Genomic DNA, 21,845 nt, shown 5'->3' with positions numbered 1-21,845 from the left:
GTTCGGCTCGAAAGAGGCCTGCAGAAGCGTTGGTTTGGAGTGGGTTGCAGCCGCGATGGACGCTTTGGAAAGTAGCGTTCAACGCACACTTTCTTCCTGAAAATCGAATCACTATGACTCGTCCAAAACCAATCAAGAGCGTGGCTTTGTTGCTGATCCTAGCACTCGCCGTCCCTGTCGGCTTGTTCGCGTTGAATGCGACTGGGCCCGGAACGCGTCCGATGCTCGATAGAGCCATCGGCAAGCTGCATACTTCACTGGTTTCTGGCACCGCGGTTGATTCCGGACAAGGCAAGAACGGGCCGCCTGTCGTAGAAGGAAACTGGCCGCCAATCAAAGGGGAGGCCTACCCGGATCTGATCCTGAAAGATCAGCTGGGTAAAACGGTTCGGCTCAGTGATTTCAAAGGACGCCCGATTCTGCTGGAGCTTGCCGCGATTCCCTGCGCTGGCTGCCAAGCGTTTGCGGGTGCCAACGACCTTGGCAGTTTCGCGGGCGTTGCTTCCCAATCCAATCTCGACTCGATTCACAAATGCGCCGAACGATTTTCCAGCGTGCGATTAGGTAAAGACAAGAACGTCGTATTCGTGCAACTGCTGCTTTATGGCAATGCGATGTCGAGCCCAACGTCCGACGAAGTCGCTGGCTGGGCAGAGCACTTTGGCATGCAGCGCAGCGATTGCAATGTTGTCCTCCAAGGAGAGGCGTCAATGCTGAGCCCAGAGGTCTACAAATCGATTCCAGGTTTTCACTTGATCGATTCCGACTTCGTGCTGCAGTATGATTCGACAGGACATCACCCCGAAGACGATCTCTACCGGGATCTGTTGCCGGCACTGGGGACCATGGCACGTGAACGGCCCGCCCCTGCGGCACCGATCACGCCAGGAGAATTGCAATCGAATCCTTTCGGGGCGTAGTCGCGGCACCGACTGCGACGCCGACCGTCGTGATGCAGCACGCTAGTTGCGATTCTTTGCAGCTTCGATCAAGACTTCGAGCTCCAATACCTGTTCGTGAGGCAATCGGTTTCGCTGGTATTTTCTCGATATAATGTCGTGCAGCGTCTCGAGATCATCCAGCGGCATCACCGGATGTTGAGTCCATTCGGTTTCGGACTTCAGTCGTGACCGAAGCTGCCATTTGCCGGCGTGTCGCGAAGCAACGACAAGGCGAGTTGCCCCCTCATCGGTCTTCTCGCGCCATTCGTGTTTTTTCATAGTGGATCCTCGAGGTCTGCGAAGCAAGTTCTGTTCGCAGGAGCGAGATGGAAAGGGAATCGCCAGGCTAATCCAAAAGCTTAACCGAACAGCAAGTTTGTCGGCTATGGCTCACCATTGCGTCGCAGGGCGAATCACATTTTTATGATAGGAGGTTTGCTTTTACCGGAATGGCGCGAGCCCTTCGCTCTTTGACGCACCAGACGACTCGCGCCGCTCCGCTAACAGTTGCCCCAGTATCAAAAAGTGACTTGCGTTGCATTCCGTCGCCCGCTGATCGTCTTGCCGGCCTGCAGCCCCCAACAAGGGCGACATTTCGCGGTCAAATTCTCGTTTTGCCGCCAACAGGACCACCACCAATGGAATCGCGACCACGATCAGTCGAAACGCTGCAATGATCCACGGCTTTCGGTTTCGTAATTGCCGTGCTTCGCTCAACCAGCAGAGCAGTGGGGCGGCCAAAATTGTCACCGCCGTGAGGGTTGAAATTTCGCCAAAGAACCGCCCGATAAACAGCAGACCAAACAGGCCTACCAATCCAACGCCCACGACCCCAGGCACCACCACCTTCTGCGGCAAAGAAACATCGATTTTCCCGCTGAAGAACCTAGCAACACCCTGCACGACGATCGACGTACCCAACAATGTCGCTACCAGAGGTATCGCCGCGGCGCCGCCCTTGATGTAGCCAGCCAACATCACTGCGACCCCAGCGCATTGCACGGCGATGCAAACCGCGATTGGAAGCGAGACGCCACCACTTCGCTGAGACAGAACCGAAAACAGTCCCCAAACAAGTATCAAAAGTGCGGCTGACACGACGATAACGAGGCCCACCTGCCAAGGCGTCCAGTCGCCCGAATCATTCAGATAGATCGAATTGTGAAGCAGAATCCACGGCGCCACCAATGCCAGACTGATGCGGATCAGCCAAGCAACCGCACGGGGCACACGCTGGAATCCCGCAATCAGTTCGATAACCAAAGTTGCTGGAACAATGATCAGCAACAACCGATCGAGCGCGTTCGCTGGCGGCCACGACAAATTGAGCGCCAATACCGCGTAGCCAGCAACAAGGCCAAATCCGATCCCAACGACGCATACGGAATTGAGCTCCGCCATTTTCAATCGACGTCGCCATGCGAATATCGCGAGGACCAGAGCCATGCTGATGAATGCTGCGACTCCCATCGCCTTGGTGTACAGCAACGGATCTGGCATCAGCTATTTTCGCACGCCTTCACAGTCAATCATGATCAACGCTTTATCGCCGATGGGACCGATTGCGTTTTTGTCAAACCCGTAGTCGCTCCGCTTGACCGATAGCTCAGTCGAAAACGCGACCCGTTTGACGTCTTTGAAAACATGCTCTTTTCCGCCCATCAGTGTCATCGTGATCTTATTCGTCTTGCCGTGCATCGTAAAATCGCCCGTCACTTCGTAACCGCCGGCAATGGCCTTTGTACTTGTGCTTTTGAATTCGATGGTCGGGAACTGCTTGGTGTCAAAGTAGTCTGGCTGGCGAAGGTGCTTGTCGCGTGCTTCGTTTGCGGTATCCACGCTATCGGTTTTGATCGTCAGTGCAAACGTTGACTTGGAAGGGTCGTCGCGGTCGAGAACAAATTTACCGGCAACGTCGTTGAAACGGCCATGGATCCAACTGATGTCCAAATGCCGAGCTTTGAAGCTGACGGACGAGTGAACAAGGTCGTAATCGTATTCGTCCGCAGCGGTGGCGTCTGTGCCACAACAGAACACAGCACTGAGTACGATCGAAAAAGCCGACAAAGAAAAAACGCGGGGCATGCGAAAGGTCCTTAGAGAAAACGGGGGGGAACTCTTTGGACGTTATCGTAGCAGCCAACGCCAACTACAACGTGTTAGGCAAACAGGATGTTGTCGAGAATCCAAGACTGGCACGCGGCGATTGAAGTTGCCGTGTGCGCATGAATGGCTGGTACTGTAAAACTGTTTACGTCTTTGCCCCAAGCCAGCATCTACATGCTCCTCAGCTGGAGCATTGATTCGTCGTTTCGCGTAATACGCACGATGGCCACTGTTGAGCCACTTGCTGGGCACACTTCAGGAAGCGAGAGGCATGGTTTGCCATCGACATTCGCATCAGTCATCAGAATCAGCGACGTGTTCACCGTTGGCGCTAAGCAAGATTCTCCGACAATCGCCTTCCTGACGAACCGCTTTGGTACTCAAACGCGAAAACAGGTTCCCAGAAACAACGACCGAGGAGCAGTTCTGCAGCAACACGCCGGCGGCCTCATTGGGATTGGCTTCCGTTTTACTCGGTTTGTCTTCGCGTTTTTGAACAGAGTTGCCGTTGGCATCTTTGCCAATCCACGTGTCGCTGAAATTGTTGGCACTAATCGTGATGCTGCCTGAATCTTTGCGAATCGCTATAGCAGCGTTTTTGACAATGGTGAACGTATTGGCAGAAATCGCGCAGCCGTGCGCGTCACGCAAATCAATGCCGCCTGCAAAGTCGTGCGCAATCACGTTGGCTGACATCGTGGTTCCATAACAATCTCGGTCCAAGGTGATCGCCCAACCCTGGCATTCTTCGATCATGTTGGAGGCGACAACACTGCCGTAAGTGTTCTCAATGACAACGCCATCACCCAAATGATCGTCCAAGTTGTTTCCGCTCATTGTTAGATTGAATGAGTCGATGCATCGGACGCCGTCCTGGTTCTCCTCAAACTGATTGGCCGAGACAATGATGTCGTGACAGCCTTCGATCGCCAAACCTGAGTTTTTGTTGTACGTGATCAGGCTATCGCTGACGCGAGGATCTTCGTAACAGAAATGCAGTTTCACCCCGTCGCCCCCGTGATGGCTACTGCTGACTCCCTGAATGAACAGTTCTTCGATGTAGCGAGCTTCGATCCCCGCACCACTTTTATCGTTTCCGGTCACGCGAAGGTTGGCGATGTTGACTCGCCACAAACGCTCCTTGTTGGGCGTCGCTTTTCCGGCAAAGGCGGGGTTTTGAATCAGGATCGCTGGCTGGCCGTCGGTGTTTTTGTTCACCAGATGCGATGCCGCGCCGGCCCCGACCACGCGGGTATCGCCGGTTTTGATCACTAGCGGTTGCGTGATCTCGTGTGTGCCCGGTGGAATCTGCAAGACGCCACCACTCTTTGGCAACGCATCGGCTGCCGCTTGCAACGAATGATAGTCGCCAGTATCTATCAAAGCCTGTGCGAACAGAGAGTGGCTGAACGCACACGAAAACACAGCGACGAAAATGGCAAGTCGGCACATAGAGCTTTGTCAGTCTGTAGGTACTTTAGTTCAAACGAGTGATCTTTACGTCGTCCACCCAAGCTTCCCGATTGACCGCTAATCGGAGCCGGCTTTTGGTTTGGTGCCCGATCCCAGGCGACTGGAAGCTTCCGATTTCCTTGCCGTCAACATGAACGGTCAGAGTGTCCTGAGCGACGGTGACTTTCAACTGGTGCCACGCGTCAACGTCCAAGTCCACGTCAAAGTACTTGGACTTAGTCTTGAGCAATTTCTTGTCCGCGGCAGTCTCGCTTTGGGCCTGACGGCGTTTACGCATTTCTTGGTTCATTCGACCTGTCTTGAGGTCTGTGATTTCAACGCGTTTGGGTTTGATTCTGGCGATGCAGATGTGCCCCGCGTGGACCGATTTCTCTTTCATGTCAGCAATATTGATGCCCAAATCGTCTTTCGCTCCGATCTTGAAACGCAGTTCAATCGTGGCGTCTTTGAAGGCGACTTCGTGGGTCACCGAAACACCATGGTCAGCAACTGCGGCCTTGGTGATGTGCATCGCGCCATTAGCCAAGTCCACTTGTTTGGTGCCTTTGGCTCGTGACTGACTGTTGGTTCGCCAGTCATTGCCAATCTGTTCTTTTGAATCGTCCGTTTCATTCCGATCGAAATCATCAACCAACAAAACGGTATGGTCTTGCGCCAAAGCTTGGGTAGACAAGACAAGCAAAATTGTGAAAGAAGTAGTGAGAGCTAATTTCATCGCAATAATTTCCGTGGAAGTGTGCCCCCAAAAAACGGCCCCTTTCCGAGAACGGATAGGATAGTCGACCAGGCGAATCACGTTGGCCCGAACCGGAAACAACTTTCACATTTTGCGAGACCGTTTTGAGAATTGGTTTGCTCGTTCTGCTTTTCACCGTAGGCTGCGATCCCGCATCACCTGTGAAAACTCATACCGACACGACCTCCGGGAACGCTGTCGAAATCGCTGGCGAATTAGAAAGAGCGATGGACGGCGACAGTTTTTGGTTCTGCGCTCACAGCGGAGAGCGTTTGGAGATTCGCCTGGAAGGAATCGACTGTCCCGAGAAAGGCCAACCATTCGCCGAAGAAGCGAAAACGTGGCTTGAACAAGTCACCTCCGGGCGAACAATTTGGCTGCTGCCGGTCGGCAAAGACAAGTATGGCCGCACGCTGGCGAATGTTCACAACGGAGAGATCTGGATCAACGGCGAATCCGTTCGACGCGGACTCGCTTGGCATTACGTGTCGTTCAACAAGGACGGCCGACTAGCGCGTTTGCAGATGGACGCTCAGGAAGCCCAAACCGGAATTTGGAGCGACAGACAGCCAATCCCCCCGTGGACCTATCGCAAGACGCACAAGCGACGTTAGACGGCAAATTTTCCTTGCCGTATTTGTGCGAACTGAGTTGTCCCAACAGCCTTTTCCGCGTGCTAAACGAAATTCCAAATCAACAGGGTGATTGTAAAACCGACCAGCGAAATCACCGTTGAAAGCACGCTCCAAGTTTTTAACGTCTGGGCTTCGCTCATACGGAAGTAACGCGAGATCATCCAGAAACCCGAATCGTTCACGTGCGAAAAACCGGTCGCACCCGCAGCAATCGCGATGGTCACCAATGCAAGTTGGGGTTGGTTGAGCCCGCCGATAAATCCGGCCATCAATCCTGCCGCTGTCAACATTGCGACCGTCGCGGAACCTTGAGCGATTCGGATCAGTGTGGCAAACACATAGGCCAGCACGAGCACTGGGATACCCAAATCTCCAAACATCTCCGCCATGGCATCGGCAATGCCCGTTGCTTTGAGCACGCCTTTGAACACACCGCCCGCACCGGTGATCAAGATGATAATTCCAGCCGGACCAAGTGCCTTGGTCGACACTTCCAAGAGGACTTCGCGATCCACACCGCGCCGAGTCCCAAGAAAGTGAAGAGCAACCAAGGTTGACAATAGCAGTGCGATCACCGGGTGGCCAAAGAAAATGATCAGCTGCTCGACCCAAGACCCTTCCGCCAACGCGGTCTTCAATTCAACGGCACGCTCATCATTGGTCAACCCTTCGGGCAATCTCCCTGCAACGATCTGCTCGACAATTGTGTTGGACAGAATCAGTGCGATCGGCATCGCAATGAGGAACAGGATAAAACCAAAGCTAGGCAGATTGGTTTCGTCCAGATTTTCGTCGACGTCTAACTCAGGAAGCGGCAAATCAACCGTGTTCGCCAATTTGGTGCACAACCACGGGCCGCAGATGACAGCAGTGGGAAACCCCACCATCACACCGAACAGAATGACCCAACCAAGATTGACATTCAGGATGTATGCGACCGCAACCGGTCCGGGCGTTGGCGGGACAAAGGCGTGAGTAATCGCCATGCCAGCACAGAGTGACAATCCATAGATCAAGTAAGGTTTCTTGGTATCACGTGCGAGCGCAAACAATAGCGGCGCGAGAATGACCAAGGCGACATCCAAAAACACGGGAATCGAAATAATGAATCCCGTCAGCAGCATTGCCCAAGGAGCTTTCTTGACTCCAAAGATCCGGACCAACGAATTTGCCAGCGACTGAGTGCCGCCCGAGTGTTCCAAAATCGCCCCAAAAATGGCTCCGATGCCAATGATTGTTGCAATAAATCCCAGTGCTCCGCCCATGCTGTTGACGATGGTGCCGGCGACTTGAGTCAGCGGCACGGCATCGGGATTGACCAGACGTGATGATGCTGCCACGACGACGGAAACCACAATCAGCGACAGAAACGCTTGCAGTTTGAACCTCAGAATCAACACCAATAGCAGTGCGATGCCGAAGACCAGTAACGCCAAAAGGGCGCCGACATTCAGTGGTGCGGGATCGGTCTGAGCAAAGATCGCCGGAGAAGTCAGATGGGTCGCAAGCGAAGAAGTCAAGTTGTTCAAAGCGAGTCTGCTTGGTGAGCGGGCGAATTCGAGACGCCGGAGTCTAAGTGCCCGCGATCCGCGGGTCAATTATTCACAGCAACAAACTCGCTGCAAACGTCTTTGTCGCAACCTTCCTTACCGCAATCATGCGTTCCCGGCAGAGGCAACCGACCGCACTAGCTGCAACCAGCATGATGCCGCAGACAACAAGATTAGTCTCTAGGCAGCAGGTTGCGTTGCGATTTTCGGTGGAGTGGTAAGACCATGCAGCGTATCACCGAGCAGGCCAAGGAACCGTGACATGTCTCCCGCGCCCACTTTCCATTCTTGGTGATCGCTATCCAATGCCATCTGAATTTGCAGCAGCCACTCTTGCATTCGATCCAGAATCGCGCGTTCCAATTCGTTTGACAAACCAATCGATTCGAAACTTACTCGACCACCTTTGCTGTTGCGTTGCAGAAGCACGAGCTTTCCTTGCTGAGCCGCATAGCGATGGCCGTCGTGAAAAACCCTGCGGACTTCGCCGTCAGCATTGAATTGGTAAACCGGATCGGCCCCACAATAAACGCTCATCTGATTGTTTGACCGAAAACCGATCACGACTTCGGTGCCGCTGATGACTGTTTCACCGCGAAGCGGCATCGCTCGACCATCGCGAAGCAAATCTTCGCGGTCGTGTTCATTGATCGCCATCAGGATCCACGTTGATTCTTGTTACACGAATCGTCCATCGGCACCGCTTCGCCTACTTGATCGACGGGATGCGTGTACAGATAACGCCAAACGTCTTCATGTCCGAACGTCCCGTCGGCGTTCTTTTTCGCGCGGCTGCCTGGCTGCACGCTGCTGTGGGCACGTTTCGCATCACCGTCGACATCAAAATCCGTAATCAGACGGCGGGTGTTTTGGTAAGGCGGCTGACTCTTGTCGACGTTAACGATCGGCCCGAACTTGTTCAGCCCCAGCAACTCCCAGCTCCGACAGTAGTGATCATCGGTCCAACCACCATCGAGCACATGTGAGAAACCAAAGTACCGATTCTCGGGCGTCGCCGACGGAAGCGATTGCCAAGTTTGCAGCTGGTCACGTGGTCCACACAGGGCCACGACGCGGCTGACTTTCTGATGCTTGGCAAAACGTGCGGCGGTGGTCGAACCGTGCGAAGAACCAGAAACAATGACCTTGGACCAATCCAAATCGCTGTGGTCTTCGTTTAAAAACTGCCCCCATTTTCCAAGCGGGTGCTTTGCATCAAGTGCTTTGACAAAATGCAGCGCGCGCTGCATCATGCCGTCGGGTCCCGGAATGTCGACCTCGTCGCTGAAGTCTTTCCCGGTCGCTGCTTCAAGCCGAATGTCACCGCGACAGGTTTCTCCGACCGGGTTTTCGCGGCAACAAATCGAGAACCATTTGTTGGCGTAGTGGACTTGGATCGCATGCAGCCCGTACGAGTTCAGACGATCAAACAGCGGTTGATTGTGTCCCATCAACCAGATCACCAACTTGCCTTGTGATTTCACACGCGTATCTACGGAAGCATTTTGAAAATCGGCTGGCTTGCCCTTTTTGTCTTCTAAGACAAATCCAATCTCTGGGTGCGATTGGACTCGCGAATCACAATCGCTGGCTCGCATTTTGATGCGATATTGTTTCGCAGCAGAATCGTTCGGGGCAAGCTGAGCGTAGACGGTGCCACCACAAAGGATGGTGAACAGAATGGCAAGCGTTTTCATGGCGGGCAGGTGGGGGAGATGCAAACGAGGAAATTCAATTTGCACCATCATACAGCATGTCCCGCCGCAACCGCGAAGCGAGAACTACGCTTGAGGAAGGCCGCCAAGTGGCGACGCAGCCGCACCCCAAAAAACGCCAGCTGGAAAACTCACCAACTGGCAAGCGAAACCGCTGGCGTTTGATCACAGCGAACAATTGTTGCTACTGCGCCTTGCCTTTTTCGTCCGACTCTTTCGCTCGAATTTTGGCCAACGGTTTTTCGGTAACGGTCCCGGGAACCAACCAAGGTCCTTTCGCGTTGACTTCGATCAAACGATTCAGTTCGGTGTTGTCGATCGATTCGACTTCTAACAACCGCTGCGTGACAGCTTCGAGGACGTTGCGGCGTTGCTCCAAAATCTCACGCGTTTGCACCAACGATTCCTCGATGATCCGAGCGACTTCTTTATCGATCAGCTTCGCCATATCGTCGCCGTGCATCATCTGGTAACCCTCGCCACCACCGCCACCTGACAAAAACGGAGAACGCGAACTACGACGAAAATTGATTCGCCCCAAACGACTCATGCCATAATCCATCACCATACTACGGGCGATCTCGGTGCATCGTTCCAAGTCATTTTGTGCACCGGTGCTGATGTCTTGAAACACCATTTCTTCGGTCAGAGTGCCGGCAAGCAGCACCTTCATGTTGCTTTCCAGTTCGGTCTTGGTCATCAAGTAGCGTTCTGATTCGGGACGCTGCATGGTGTAGCCCAGTGCAGCCATGCCGCGAGGAATGATGCTGACTTTGTGAACCGGGTCGGTGTTGGGCAGAGCCGCGGCAACCAAGGCGTGCCCTGCTTCGTGATAAGCGACGCGTATTTTTTCGTCCTCGTTCATCACACGGTTCTTCTTTTCCAATCCAGCGGTGACCCGCTCGACGGCATCGTCAAACTGTTCCATTTGAACCGTGTTTTTTTCAGCCCGCGCCGCCAACAGCGCTGCTTCGTTTACCAAGTTGGCCAAATCGGCGCCGACAAAACCACTTGTGATCGACGCGATGTGTCGCAAATCCACTTCGTCATCCAGTTTGACGTGTTTGACGTGCACCTTCAGGATGTCTTCGCGACCAGCCACATCGGGACGGTCTACTAAGACTTGGCGATCAAAGCGTCCAGGTCGCAGCAGTGCAGGGTCAAGCGTTTCGGGACGGTTGGTCGCCGCGACCACGATCACGCCTGAGTTGGCATCGAATCCGTCCATTTCGACTAGCAGGGCGTTGAGTGTCTGTTCGCGTTCATCATGGCCGCCGACCGTCGAACCACTTCGGCTTTTGCCCAAGGCATCCAGTTCGTCGATAAAGATAATGCAAGGCGACCGGCTCGTGGCCTGCTGGAACATGTCACGAACTCGCGCCGCTCCGACGCCCACAAACATTTCGACAAAATCACTGCCCGACAAACTGAAAAACGGCACTCCGGCTTCGCCTGCGATCGCGCGAGCCAACAGAGTCTTTCCGGTTCCGGGAGGGCCCACCAGCAAAACACCTTTTGGGATGCGGCCACCAAGAGCCTGATACTTTTCGCTATTCTTAAGAAAATCGACGACCTCGCGAACTTCTTCGACTGCTTCATCGATTCCGGCTGCATCGTCAAACGTGATCGACAGGTCTTCCTGTCCATGAAGCTTGCCGCGGCTGCGCGAAAACTGCATCGGCGACCCCACACCACCGATGCGGCGGAGCATCATCAGGCCAAGACCGACCAACACACCGATCATCAACAATTCGGGCCAATGGTCAGCAAAGAATCGATTCGGCCGGGCGTTGTCCCAAACGACGCCGGATTCTGCCAACAATCGGCCCAGCGTCTTGTCTTGTTCTTCGTTGCGCACGCGGATCGACTTAAACTTAACCGCCGTCGGCTTGTTATCAGCCTTGGCTTGGTCTTCGCCGTCGATGCCCAGCGATCGATAGTTCACGACCCCGGTAACGATGTCGTCCGCGACCAGCACATTTTCCAGACCTGAATATTCAAGCTGAACCTTGGGGTTCTTGGACGACGTGACCACGATCGTTGGAACCGCTGCCGGAGCACTTTCGGACTGGACTGCCGGGGACTGGACTGCCGGGGACTGGACTGCCGGGGACTGGGCGTTTGTGGAATCTGCTGCCGGGGAATCTGCCGCCGGTGCTACCTCGGCGACTTTGGCGTGTTCTCGCAGCAATTGCTCCAGATCCGGGTACCGCATCTGACGCTCGTTTCCGCCAAACAGAAACGCACTGAGCAGGACGACGGTGGTGACCGCGATCAAAACCATCCAAACATTGCTACCGCCCCCGGATTCGCCGTTGCGACCGTCTTTGTCTTTGGGACGTTTCTCTTTGTTAGTCATCTATGATTCCAGATGGATAAAAATGCGAATTCGCGGCGTTGGCTCCAGCCTTGTCATGCATTCTTTGATCGTCCAACCCGATCGGCAACCGGACAGACTTTCGCTGCAAAACGCGGTCGGGTCGTAACGGTCATTCAGATCGTTCATGATAGAGGCCGATCGTTTGACGATGACTCTGCCAGGCTTGGGCAAATCCCATCGCCAGCGTCGACCAACACCAATGAATGCAAAACGTTTGGCACCGCAAATTTGGTGCCGGAACGCGACTTGATTTCAGATAGATACGTTGCCTCTCATCAACCGGCGGCAGATGCCCCAATCAACGCCCACGCAGGAATGCAGAATTCGTGCCTGAATCCAATTCGACTGACCGACACTTTGGCAATCACGACGGTGATCGCCCCACACAGGATGCTCGTCCTGCGCAAAACATTGCGGTCCTGGGGGCAACTGGCAGCATTGGCACCGCGACAGTCGATGTGATCAATCACCTCAATGTCGTTGACCCGCAAAATCGCTGGTGCATGCGATCCGCATCGGGACACCGAAATCTAAACTGCCTGACGCAAATGGCTCAAAGCGTCCAAGACGCTCCCGCCCATCTGATCCTTTCGGACGCGCAAGCAGCGGCCGATTATTGTCCGCCGCCAGAGCTAGCCAACGCCAAAGTCTCGGTCGGTGCCGAAGCGCTTGTCGAAGCCGCTATCGATCCGGCGATCGACATTGTGGTGGCCGCGATCGTCGGCCGCGCTGGCTTGGAGAGCACGCTGGCTGCTTTTGAACATGGCAAACGAGTCGCTCTCGCCAACAAAGAGACGCTGGTGGTCGCTGGGCCGCTTGTTCGCGAACGGATCGAAAAATCCGGCGCCGAAATGCTGCCCGTCGATAGCGAACATTCCGCAATTTTTCAGTGCATGGGGACTTGCTCGTCAAAACCGAAACGTTTGATTTTGACAGCCAGCGGCGGACCGTTTCGGACTTGGTCAACCGATCAGATGGATGCGGCCACACCCGAATCGGCGCTGGCGCACCCGACGTGGGAGATGGGGCCCAAGATCACGATCGATTCGGCGACGATGATGAACAAGTCGCTGGAAGTCATCGAAGCAAGGTGGTTGTTTGATCTGCCTGCCGACAAAATCGAGGTGGTCGTGCATCCCCAGTCGATCATCCATTCGATGGTCGAATTCGAGGATGGGTCGGTGATTGCCCAGTTGAGCCCACCGGACATGCGTTTACCGATTCAATACGCGCTGACTTACCCCCGGCGTTTGCCATGTCAGTCGCCGCCTCTCGATCGCACTCAAACGTGGGATTTGTCCCTGGAGCCCGTCGATCGGGAGCGTTTTCCAGCCCTGGACCTGGGTTTCGAGGTCGCCAGAGTCGGTGGAACGGCCGGTTCGGTGGTTAATGCTGCCAATGAACAAGCGGTCGGTCTGTTCCTGAACGGCGAAATTCGGTTTACTGACATCGTGCAAACCTGCCGTCGCGTGCTGGAAAACCACAGCTATCAATCCGATCCATCTTTGGAAACACTGCTGGAATTAGATCGCTGGGCTCGAAAAGAGACCCTGCGTTGCTGTGGCCAAATTGCCTAGAATAGAGGTTGGTTCGCTTTGAGGATGATTTTGGTAATCCCATTTATCACGTATCCCCGGCAAACTTAACTCCAGAATCTCGCATCTGCCGCGGCTGAAATTGCGAAGATCACGCGACGCCCATCGAATCATTGAGATTCGTCGCACAAAAAGACAGTTACCGATCCGCTTAGGATCGCCACTTATCCGAAGGCATCTTTTTTGATGATTGAATCGCTCGTCTACTCACTGCCGCTTGCCGACAGTGAAGTCAGCTTCCTCAGCACACTCCTTTCGCAAATCTGGCTTTGGACGCGCGTCGCGCTGGGCATCGGCCTGGTGATCTTCGTTCACGAACTGGGCCACTTCTTGGCTGCCAAGACCTTTGGCGTGAAGTGCGAAAAATTCTACGTCGGCTTTGATGTGCCCATCCGAATTGGACCGATCAAATTCCCGCGAACCTTGGGTAAATTCACCTACGGCGAAACCGAGTACGGAATCGGGATCCTGCCACTGGGCGGTTACGTCAAGATGCTGGGCCAAGACGATGACCCACGCAAAGCACAAGAAGAGGCAGAACGAATCCGACTCGAAAACGGTGGCGACGAAGACGTTGCTGTCCAACTTGATCCGCGAAGCTATCCAGCCAAACCCGTTTGGCAGCGAATGATCATCATCAGCGCTGGTGTGGTCGTCAACGTGATCACTGGCATCCTGTTTGCCGCGATCGCGTACGGATACGGCGTCGATTACGCACCGGCCATCATTGGTGGTGTGACCCCCGGAGGTCCAGCTTGGCAAACAGGGATCCAGCCCGGTGGCGAAGTCATGGCAGTCGGTGCACTCGAAGACGACGCGATGCACTACGACGAGATGAGCAACGAAATTCTGACCACGGGGATGAAAAGTGCCTCCACACCGATCCCGGTCAAAATTCGTTACGAAGGCGAAGTCGTGGACTACGAACTCTCCACCGCGCCGCATCCGCTGGACAAAGACATGCGGATGATTGGGATTACCAATCCGACATCCACCATGCTGACACCGATGGTGGCCAAACCCGGTAGCGTTGCCGAAAAGGCGATGGACGAAAAATACGCCGGTGCGACTTTGGTCGGCTACGACGGTAACAAGATTGACAATGACGCGATCGTCCCCGTGACGCCGTTCCTTGACTATCTCTACACCCACCCCAGCAAACCGATCGAGCTGGAATTTGAACAAGTTGACAAGTCAAAGCACTTGGTAACGCTTCCGCCACAGACCAGCCGAACACTTGGTTTGCGATTTGCCATCGGCCCCATCACGTCACTCGTGCAAAACGGATCGGCTGAAAAGGCCGGCGTCAAAGTCGGAGACGTGATCACGGCCATTAACGGCGACAAAGACATCGACGCGTTTGGGTTGCCACTGAAATTGGTGGAAGCAGATTCGCCCGTCAAATTGTCACTGCGACGAGGCGTGGGCGACGCAGCGGAGACCATCGAAGTCGAACTCGCGGCCATCAATTCGATGCAAACCATCGTGCCAACCAACGGCGTGGGCGGAATCGTAGGCGTCAATCGGTATGGACTGGCTTACCAAGTCAAAACGACCATCTCTTCTCTCGCTGGCGATTCGTCCGGCAAACTGCAGGTGGGCGATAAAGTCAAAGAAGCTCACTTGGTCGGCAAAGAAGACCTGGAAAAACAGCTCGACAACGAGAGCTACACTGCGTTGCTTTCGGAATTAGAGGATTGGAAATTCGAGGATGCCAGCGATGTTTCTTCCTTCTTGGATTCGATTCAGTACATCCCCGTCGGCACTCAGTTTGTTCTGTTCGTCGAACGCCCGTCAGACAAAAAGATCATCGAAACGACACTGGTTGTTTCGGATGATGACCGATTTGAGTTCGAACGAGGCATTGAATTCCTGCCGGCTCAGCGAACACAAGTCGCGCAGTCGCTTGGACACGCTTTAAGTCTTGGTTGGCGTGAAGGTAAACGACGGCTGTACGATGTCGTTCGTTTCCTAGGCCTGGCGGTCAAAGGCCGTGTAAAAACCAAGCATGTCGGCGGCCCCATCCGCATCGTTCAGATTGCCGGCATGAAAGCCGAACAGGGTATTTCGCCACAGTTGTTGTTCTTGACTCTGCTGAGCATGAACTTGGCGATCCTGAACTTTCTGCCAATCCCAGCACTCGACGGAGGCCACATGGTGTTTCTGATCGCCGAAGCGATTCGAGGCAAGCGAGTGGACGAAGAGCTCGAGATGCGACTGACATTGGCTGGTGTTTTAGCGCTGCTAGCGCTGATGGCATTCGTCTTTCTCAATGACATCATCAATATCATCTAGTTACTCCGACATCCCTGGCGGAGCAACTTGCAACGCAAGGAAAACCAACAACGCTCACTTCAATCGTACGCGGCAGACATAACTGTCCGCGGTGATGTAAAGCGTTTTTTGATCCTTGCTGAACGTGCAATTGCTTGTTCGACCGCCCGTGATCAATCGGCCGATCAATTTCCCGTCTGGCTTGATCACATAGACTGCACCAGGTCCGCTGCCAAAGATCGTCCCGTCCTTCGCGACAGCTAATCCGTCGGGCAGGCCAGGGAACTCTTTCATGTACTCTTTGGCGTTCAACAAGACCTTGCCTTCACCGAGCGTCTTGTCATCTTTGAGTGGAAAAGACATCCAAACAGGATTCTCTGGATCACTTTGCGCGACGTACAAAGTGTTCTCGTCCGGCGACAATCCAATTCCATTGGGCCGCGTCATTTGCTTTGTCAGGAGTGACAGCTTTCCGTCGGGTGCCAACCGATAGACGCCGCAAAAATCAAGTTCACGGCGAGGATCATTCTGTCGCTCCGGCAGTCCATAAATGGGGTCCGTGAAATAGATCGCGCCTGCCGAATCGAACGTCAGGTCGTTGGGACTATTCAATCGGCGGCCTTCGAAGCTGTCTACCAGCGTCCGCTTGCCACCACCACGCGTCAGCACGCTGACGCGGCGGTCACCATGTTCGCAAGCCGTCAGTCGGCCCTTGCCATCAAGGGCTAACCCATTGCTGCCCGGTTCTAACCCGTAGTACGTGTTGCCCGTGTATCCGCTGGGAGACATAAAAAGTTCAACACCACGTGCCGCAGACCAGCGGAAGATACTATTTCGCGGGATGTCAGAAAAAAGCAAATGCCCGCCCCCATCATCACCAATCCACACAGGCCCTTCGGTCCAAGTAAACCCACCGGCAAGCACTTCGACCTTCGCATCTTCCGCAATGTATTTATCAAGTTCCGCGTCAATACGATCGATACGACCAAGCGTAGCCGGCGTTTGGGCAACAACGAGAGCGTTGCCCAAACTGGTAAACAAAACGCAAAGGACGATGGAGAAAGCAAACGTTTTCATGGTCTTCAACAAACATAAATAGTGGAACTGATTCACACAGAAAGCCAAGCTTCCGATCCAGGCCATTGTACTCGATTGCCACACTGATACCCGGCATCGTGACTTTGATTTACTTGCCGCTGGAGACGGACAACATGACGCCTTACAATCATGCCGCGGCCATACACCGCCGCATCGGCGAAGGAGTTCAAATTTGCGATCTCCACGTCCTGATTTTCAACAAGGATATCTCAAATGAAGTGCCCTGTTGATTCAGGGCGAACTGACACGTACGACTTTATGAAGCCGGTATTGAAATCGACAAAACTTGAAAACTGCGGCGGCAATTGGTTCGGCCGCAACGAACTTGAACGCATTCAGAACCTGTCCGAACGAGACTACACCGAGGAAATTGCGCAGCTTTCCAACTTAGTTGATCAAGCCTATGCAGTTGCTTTGGCCAAGCAAAATCCGCCAGTCAACTGCCCAAGTTGCAACGGACAGATGGAACGCAAAGAGCAAGAATACTGCTCCCAATGCATTATCGACACTTGCCCTTAATGCGACGGCGTTTGGTTGGACGACGGCGAAATCAAAGCACTCGAAATCTTCTTCGAACGAACTGCTAGCGGGACCGCCGAAGTCCGCTAAGGATTCTTCGCTAGCCTGAGCAGTTTGTTTTCTTAACGAAAATTCGCGAGTAAGGTCGTCATTCACTTTCTGCGAATCCGACCTTCGGAGACGTCCAAACTCGATACGGCCATTGGGCGGCGGTCTCGCTGGCGGACAACTTCCAGACTTCGGGGAGAACCATGCTGAACGATCGGTGCAAATTGAAAACCGTTGTCTTGGGCGTGCCTTGATCGACGTCCCTCTCTTGCACTAGGCCGTCAACCAACTCGGCATCGGACTGCGATAAAACCATAGCGGTTAACTTGCGGTCACTGAGCGAATTGCCATCGAAAATCGGGTAGAAGGAAATGGCGTTGCCCGACAATACGCACAGGGCCCGATTGTCTCGCGCAAATTTCATTGACTGAAAATCACTTGCAATCTGTTGCCCGGGGCCAACCTTTACTCCCGTTTCCACGTCCCAGACTTGCAGGGAGCTATCACTTGCAACCGTCGCAAGCATGGCGCGGTCGTGACTCAAGACGGCACTTCGAATGGCTGCGGGCAATACACCGCCTTCGATTTTTTTCTTGCCATCGATTACTCTTCCCCACCTCCGGTCCGAGGTACACATCACCAGTTCATTTTCATTGACGTAGTTCATGAACAGAACTTCGCTCGAAAAATCGGCCGTCGATTGCAATTGTAGGGTAGCGGTATCGTAGAGCCTGAGTCGACGATCGGAGCACGCGACAGCAATCTGCTTGCCGTCTAAAGAAAAAGCGGCAAGTCGGCATTGGATAGATTTCCCAAAGGGCAATTCGACTCTCATTCCATCCACCAGGTGGACCAACTCCCGACTCGCAGGAAAGAACGCTCGCGTCAAATCATTTGAATAGACCGATCGCGTCCCTAAATCATCAAAGCGACCTTGGTCAGCGTCGTCGAGTTCCCGAAATTCAATTTCTGGTCCGCGGGGTTTCCGCGTGGTAACATCCCAAAGCCGTGCCTTCCCAGGGAAACTTTCCTTGGAATAGAGAACAAATCGCGATCCATCATGACTCGCAAGCACGTTCATGTTGCGATCACTGGACAGATCGATTGGATCCAACGGGTCGATCAACTTGTTTTCTGCTCCCGTTGCTAAATCATGCAGCGTCACCTCACCGAAATTGTCCACTGCAACGACATGACGACCTGCGATGGCAATCGACGATAGCTGGTCGTCCAAAATCACTGCACTCGATTCCGGATGAATGGCAAAATCAAGCGAAGAGATTCCTCTCAGTCGAGCGCGGACACGCTCGCGCGAGACGGGAATCCGATGCACACGCGTCGGACCTGGGTGTTTTTGCGGCATCGACATCGCAAGAAGCGACGTATGGTCGGAAGTAAAACCCAACGGCAAAACCACGTCACCTTCGGGAAACCCGTCGGCAAAGCCAAGGACCCGCCCAGTCATCGCATCGAAATTCGCGAGTTTGCCAGATACGGTTGACTGACTGACGAGGCCCAGTCTCGCATCGTACGCAGAAAAAAAGGACAGTTGAAAACCATCGGATTGAAGGGGCACCGCATGCGCGCGAAGCTTTTGATCTGTTTCTTGTTCGTCAATGACGATAAGTCCCAACTGGCCCGAATCAAAGTCGCGCGTGACAGCATGCTGCTGCGGATCAACCATCATTAATCCAAACACAAACGCATCGTTCGATAACGATCGCTGCGCAACTGACTGAACTGACGCCACGGGTTCAACAGCAGATGCCAGCGGGTCCCACAGATCCAAGCTCGTGTCGCTGGAAACGGCAATGTATTTGCCCCCTTCGAGAATGGCGACCTGCCCGCCACTGCCAGCTGGGACGAGAGTTTTCTGTTGATCGATCGCAAATTTCCACTGCGTGACCTCCTGATCAACGGACTGGATAAACACCGACGACTGACAAAACCCAAAACCGGTAGCGGCATAGGAGAGGGGCGTCGAATAGTGGTTACCATTCCGAGCCCAAACGTGAAGATGTCGATCATCGTCGATGGCAAGAACGGCGTCCCGGCTTGCAAAACTGTTGGCATCGGAGGAAAGGACTGCCTGCAGATTACTCACGGAATTGAATTCACGGATCGAATCGATGGAGGTTTTCTTGATCGCAAAGACGCGAACGACGTTGTCTTCGCCATACGAAACGCAACGAGTGCCATCGCGATTCATATCAGCGTGCATCGACGCGGTGAATTCTCCAATGAGTTCACCCGTTTCGAGCGACCATACCTTTCCCATTTGCTGCAATCGATCGTGAAAAAAAAGCACGCGACCGTCCGTATCAATCTCTACATTGGAGCGGGAAAAGGAAAAGGATTCTCCAACATCGCAAACGCCCAGAAAACGAATGGGCGGCGATATTTCTTTGCCCGAATTCAAATCCCAGGTCTGCACGACGATCTCTCCACGATACGAGCGAAATTCCGGCGCGTACGAACGTTTGCCATGTTGCCTGATCGCAAAGGATTCAGCACTGCCAGAATTTGCTGCCTCTGGCAGCGTCTGAGATGTGTAGTGAAGTGTGACTAGTTTCGACGGTTCCCCGACGACCCAGTGCTTCAAGTAGGCACCTTGCGGTTGAACTGGAATCCCAAGTGTTTCCAAAGTTTGCTCATCAAGCACCGAGTACTCGCAGGGGCTATTCGGCCCTGAAAACAGATCGAGCTCCGAAGGCTCATCAGCAACGTCGAAATCAGCCCCCTGCTCCAAGTCCGTTTCAGCCACAACAGGAAATCGACACAGCAATCGACTCCCAACTTTCTGAACGGGCAGATTGACTTCAATCGCGTACGCACTGAATTTGTCGTGTATTCTTCGCGACTTTTCGGGTCTGGAAAGTCGCCTGGACCAAGCAGAAATATTCTGGCGGGCAGTCCGACGGATCGCGAGCTGTGACTCTGGAGCGGTCTGCAACGCATTGGCATACCACGCCAAGCCTCGCGCCGTGTCCAAGCTTGCCATCGACGTTTCCGCTTGACGCAGTGCAAGCGAAGCGGCTTGCTTTTGGCTACGAAGGGCCAATGCTTCGGCTTTCCTTTCGTTGCTAATTGCCAGAGCGCGTTGAATATTGGAAGCATCCAAATTCTCTCTCGCTTCCCGCTCTGCATCGATCGCTCGCAATCCAAGCCAGCTGATACTGATGGCGCCTACAATTATCAGAACCAAAAAAGTTGTCGCCGCAGCAAGCGGTCCCGCGTATCGCCTCGCAAATTTGCGCATTCGGTAAATCGCCGACGGCGGACCTGCGGCGACGGGCTCATTGTTTTCAAAGCGCACAAGGTCTTGAGCAAAAGCCAGGGGCGACTCATATCGCCGCTCGCGATCTTTTTCTAAGGACCGCATGACAATCCAGTCAAGCTCGCCCTGCAACAAATTTTTCACTCGCGAATTGGGCAAGTCGCCGATCGAACTGGTGCTCGGACTAGTCAGTCGCATGACACGGGAGCTTGGCTTGAGCGGGTCGACCTCTCGAATCGCTCGCATAACCTCATCCATCGCCTTGGACTGTAATTGCTTTTGCGTGAGCGGCGGTTCGCCTGTGAGCAGTTCGTAAAGAATGATGCCGAGGGAATACACGTCACTGCGAGTATCAACATCGGCAGGATTCAATCGTGATTGCTCCGGGCTCATGTACTGCGGAGTTCCAACGATCTGTCCGAACTGCGTGTTGACCGTGCGGTCGGTCAAGACTGTCTGATCTTGCAGTGCTTTTGCCAATCCAAAGTCGATCACCTTCACCGTTGGCTTGCCGTCACTCATTGCGACCAAAATATTGGAGGGTTTCAAATCGCGATGAAGAATCCCTTTCTGATGAGCATGCTGGATGGCGTGGCAGGTCTGGACGAAAAGATTCAAACGATCATTGATCACTAATCGCTGACGATCACAAAATTCCGTGATCGCCGTGCCATTGACGAGTTCCATCGCAAAGAACGGCAATCCACTTTGCGTCACGCCACCATCAAGAACTTTGGCGATGTTGGGATGATCCATCATGGCCAACGCCTGGCGCTCTGCCTCAAATCGGGCGATGACATCGTTGGTATCGATGCCGCTGCGAATGACTTTCAAAGCCACAGACCGGCGCAGCGGGTAGGTCTGTTCCGCCAGATAGACGCTTCCCATTCCACCTTCGCCCAAGGGCCGGGTGATCGTATAGTTCTCAACGACGGGATAGCTGGATTCTTGCTGGACCGGGGGATCAAATTTCCGGACGGGGTATTCACGATCCAGTTCGATGAACACCTGCTTCAACGATGGAAAACGGGCGACCATGGACTCAACGGTTGGTTGGTCTCCGAATTTACGTCGAACAATAAACTCATGCTTGGCTAACCGGTGAATGGCGCCCTGGTCATCTAATTCGCCAAGATGACTAGCGTAACTTTCGACTCCCGAAGGTTGAATCAAGGTTGCCTGATTCGCGTCGCTCTGAGGTCGCTTCCATCGGTTTTCCAAGTCGATGGCGATTAACTTTTCTAGCGTCCCAGCAAAGCGTGAATTTGTTCGTGATGGAACGTAATCATCGATTGACGGTTCACTTCCGGCGGACCACTCACGCTCGAAACGCTCAATGGCGTCTTCATCAATTTCGCCAGGAAAATCCAAGGTTTCATTTCCGCAGAGTGACGGTTGCCTCGGGCGACGCAAAGTGCTCGCGACCGGTGGATAGCAGAGAGTGATATCGTATCACTACGTGAGGGCCTTCGGACAAAGCGAACTGCTGCGACCAGGA

At 53.8% G+C, this 21,845-nt stretch carries 17 protein-coding genes; 5 read left to right on the top strand and 12 right to left on the bottom strand.

What is annotated here, in order from left to right; genetic code table 11:
- Positions 1–113 precede the first annotated feature (113 nt).
- Complete coding sequence (locus K239x_RS22585) at positions 114–920, top strand: peroxiredoxin family protein (protein ID WP_145420618.1); 807 nt, start codon at positions 114–116, stop codon at positions 918–920.
- A gap of 42 nt (positions 921–962) precedes the next feature.
- Here K239x_RS22585 and K239x_RS22580 read toward each other — a convergent pair whose 3' ends face one another.
- The 5 genes from K239x_RS22580 to K239x_RS22560 all read right to left on the bottom strand — a co-directional run bounded on the left by K239x_RS22580 (position 963) and on the right by K239x_RS22560 (position 5,193).
- Positions 963–1,220, bottom strand: coding sequence for a hypothetical protein (locus K239x_RS22580; RefSeq protein ID WP_145420617.1), 258 nt, complete (start codon positions 1,218–1,220; stop codon positions 963–965).
- A gap of 162 nt (positions 1,221–1,382) precedes the next feature.
- Positions 1,383–2,441: a hypothetical protein gene (locus K239x_RS22575; protein ID WP_145420616.1), complete on the bottom strand. Its 1,059-nt coding sequence runs from the start codon at positions 2,439–2,441 to the stop codon at positions 1,383–1,385.
- Positions 2,442–2,444: 3 nt separating this feature from the next.
- A complete protein-coding gene (locus K239x_RS22570; protein ID WP_145420615.1) occupies positions 2,445–3,026 on the bottom strand; it encodes a YceI family protein in 582 nt (193 codons plus the stop codon).
- A gap of 315 nt (positions 3,027–3,341) precedes the next feature.
- A complete protein-coding gene (locus K239x_RS22565) occupies positions 3,342–4,499 on the bottom strand; it encodes a right-handed parallel beta-helix repeat-containing protein (protein WP_145420614.1) in 1,158 nt (385 codons plus the stop codon).
- A gap of 25 nt (positions 4,500–4,524) precedes the next feature.
- A complete protein-coding gene (locus tag K239x_RS22560) occupies positions 4,525–5,193 on the bottom strand; it encodes a 3-keto-alpha-glucoside-1,2-lyase-like domain-containing protein (protein WP_419189285.1) in 669 nt (222 codons plus the stop codon).
- A gap of 224 nt (positions 5,194–5,417) precedes the next feature.
- On the opposite strand from K239x_RS22560, the gene K239x_RS22555 reads away from it, so the two are divergent.
- Positions 5,418–5,870, top strand: a complete 453-nt coding sequence (locus tag K239x_RS22555) for a thermonuclease family protein (protein WP_145420612.1) — start codon at positions 5,418–5,420, stop codon at positions 5,868–5,870.
- 62 nt (positions 5,871–5,932) lie between these two features.
- On the opposite strand, the gene K239x_RS22550 is transcribed toward K239x_RS22555, so the two are convergent.
- From K239x_RS22550 to K239x_RS28895, 5 genes are all read right to left on the bottom strand, one after another.
- Positions 5,933–7,420, bottom strand: coding sequence for a GntP family permease (locus K239x_RS22550; RefSeq protein WP_419189284.1), 1,488 nt, complete (start codon positions 7,418–7,420; stop codon positions 5,933–5,935).
- Positions 7,421–7,621: 201 nt separating this feature from the next.
- Positions 7,622–8,098 carry a hypothetical protein gene (locus tag K239x_RS22545; RefSeq protein ID WP_145420611.1) on the bottom strand — a complete coding sequence of 159 codons (477 nt, stop codon included), beginning with the start codon at positions 8,096–8,098 and terminating at the stop codon, positions 7,622–7,624.
- Positions 8,098–9,138 carry a BPSS1187 family protein gene (locus K239x_RS22540; protein ID WP_419189283.1) on the bottom strand — a complete coding sequence of 347 codons (1,041 nt, stop codon included), beginning with the start codon at positions 9,136–9,138 and terminating at the stop codon, positions 8,098–8,100. Before K239x_RS22540 ends, K239x_RS22545 begins: the two co-directional genes overlap by 1 nt.
- A gap of 202 nt (positions 9,139–9,340) precedes the next feature.
- Entirely contained in the window at positions 9,341–11,515 is a 2,175-nt protein-coding gene (ftsH, locus tag K239x_RS22535; protein WP_145420610.1) for an ATP-dependent zinc metalloprotease FtsH, read from the bottom strand.
- Entirely contained in the window at positions 11,516–11,662 is a 147-nt protein-coding gene (locus K239x_RS28895) for a hypothetical protein (protein ID WP_419189282.1), read from the bottom strand.
- 284 nt (positions 11,663–11,946) lie between these two features.
- On the opposite strand from K239x_RS28895, the gene dxr reads away from it, so the two are divergent.
- Together dxr and K239x_RS22525 are read left to right on the top strand one after the other, a co-directional pair.
- A complete protein-coding gene (dxr, locus tag K239x_RS22530) occupies positions 11,947–13,113 on the top strand; it encodes a 1-deoxy-D-xylulose-5-phosphate reductoisomerase (RefSeq protein WP_145422519.1) in 1,167 nt (388 codons plus the stop codon).
- Between the two features lie 204 nt (positions 13,114–13,317).
- The gene (locus K239x_RS22525; RefSeq protein ID WP_145420609.1) at positions 13,318–15,426 is read left to right on the top strand and encodes a site-2 protease family protein; all 2,109 of its coding nucleotides are present in this window, start codon (positions 13,318–13,320) and stop codon (positions 15,424–15,426) included.
- Between the two features lie 54 nt (positions 15,427–15,480).
- Here the strand turns inward: K239x_RS22525 and K239x_RS22520 are convergent, their stop codons facing one another.
- The gene (locus K239x_RS22520; protein ID WP_145420608.1) at positions 15,481–16,482 is read right to left on the bottom strand and encodes an SMP-30/gluconolactonase/LRE family protein; all 1,002 of its coding nucleotides are present in this window, start codon (positions 16,480–16,482) and stop codon (positions 15,481–15,483) included.
- A 234-nt stretch (positions 16,483–16,716) separates the two neighbouring features.
- Between K239x_RS22520 and K239x_RS22515 the strand changes: the two genes are divergently transcribed.
- Complete coding sequence (locus tag K239x_RS22515; RefSeq protein ID WP_145420607.1) at positions 16,717–17,022, top strand: TFIIB-type zinc ribbon-containing protein; 306 nt, start codon at positions 16,717–16,719, stop codon at positions 17,020–17,022.
- Between the two features lie 148 nt (positions 17,023–17,170).
- On the opposite strand, the gene K239x_RS22510 is transcribed toward K239x_RS22515, so the two are convergent.
- Entirely contained in the window at positions 17,171–21,718 is a 4,548-nt protein-coding gene (locus K239x_RS22510) for a serine/threonine-protein kinase (protein WP_419189281.1), read from the bottom strand.
- Between the last annotated feature and the right edge of the window lie 127 nt (positions 21,719–21,845).

This window comes from Stieleria marina (genome assembly GCA_007741555.1).
Classification (GTDB): Bacteria; Planctomycetota; Planctomycetia; order Pirellulales; family Pirellulaceae; genus K23-9.
Note: the sequence above shows the minus strand (reverse complement) of the source record. Positions and strands in the feature narration are given on the sequence as shown.

Excerpts from the sequence above, each read along its gene's own strand:
- K239x_RS22585 (WP_145420618.1), top strand. The coding sequence starts at position 114 with ATGACTCGTCCAAAACCAATCAAGAGCGTGGCTTTGTTGCTGATCCTA.
- K239x_RS22580 (WP_145420617.1), bottom strand. The coding sequence starts at position 1,220 with ATGAAAAAACACGAATGGCGCGAGAAGACCGATGAGGGGGCAACTCGC.
- K239x_RS22575 (WP_145420616.1), bottom strand. The coding sequence starts at position 2,441 with ATGCCAGATCCGTTGCTGTACACCAAGGCGATGGGAGTCGCAGCATTC.
- K239x_RS22570 (WP_145420615.1), bottom strand. The coding sequence starts at position 3,026 with ATGCCCCGCGTTTTTTCTTTGTCGGCTTTTTCGATCGTACTCAGTGCT.
- K239x_RS22565 (WP_145420614.1), bottom strand. The coding sequence starts at position 4,499 with ATGTGCCGACTTGCCATTTTCGTCGCTGTGTTTTCGTGTGCGTTCAGC.
- K239x_RS22545 (WP_145420611.1), bottom strand. The coding sequence starts at position 8,098 with ATGGCGATCAATGAACACGACCGCGAAGATTTGCTTCGCGATGGTCGA.
- K239x_RS22540 (WP_419189283.1), bottom strand. The coding sequence starts at position 9,138 with ATGAAAACGCTTGCCATTCTGTTCACCATCCTTTGTGGTGGCACCGTC.
- ftsH (WP_145420610.1), bottom strand. The coding sequence starts at position 11,515 with ATGACTAACAAAGAGAAACGTCCCAAAGACAAAGACGGTCGCAACGGC.
- K239x_RS28895 (WP_419189282.1), bottom strand. The coding sequence starts at position 11,662 with ATGAACGATCTGAATGACCGTTACGACCCGACCGCGTTTTGCAGCGAA.
- K239x_RS22525 (WP_145420609.1), top strand. The coding sequence starts at position 13,318 with ATGATTGAATCGCTCGTCTACTCACTGCCGCTTGCCGACAGTGAAGTC.
- K239x_RS22520 (WP_145420608.1), bottom strand. The coding sequence starts at position 16,482 with ATGAAAACGTTTGCTTTCTCCATCGTCCTTTGCGTTTTGTTTACCAGT.
- K239x_RS22515 (WP_145420607.1), top strand. The coding sequence starts at position 16,717 with ATGAAGTGCCCTGTTGATTCAGGGCGAACTGACACGTACGACTTTATG.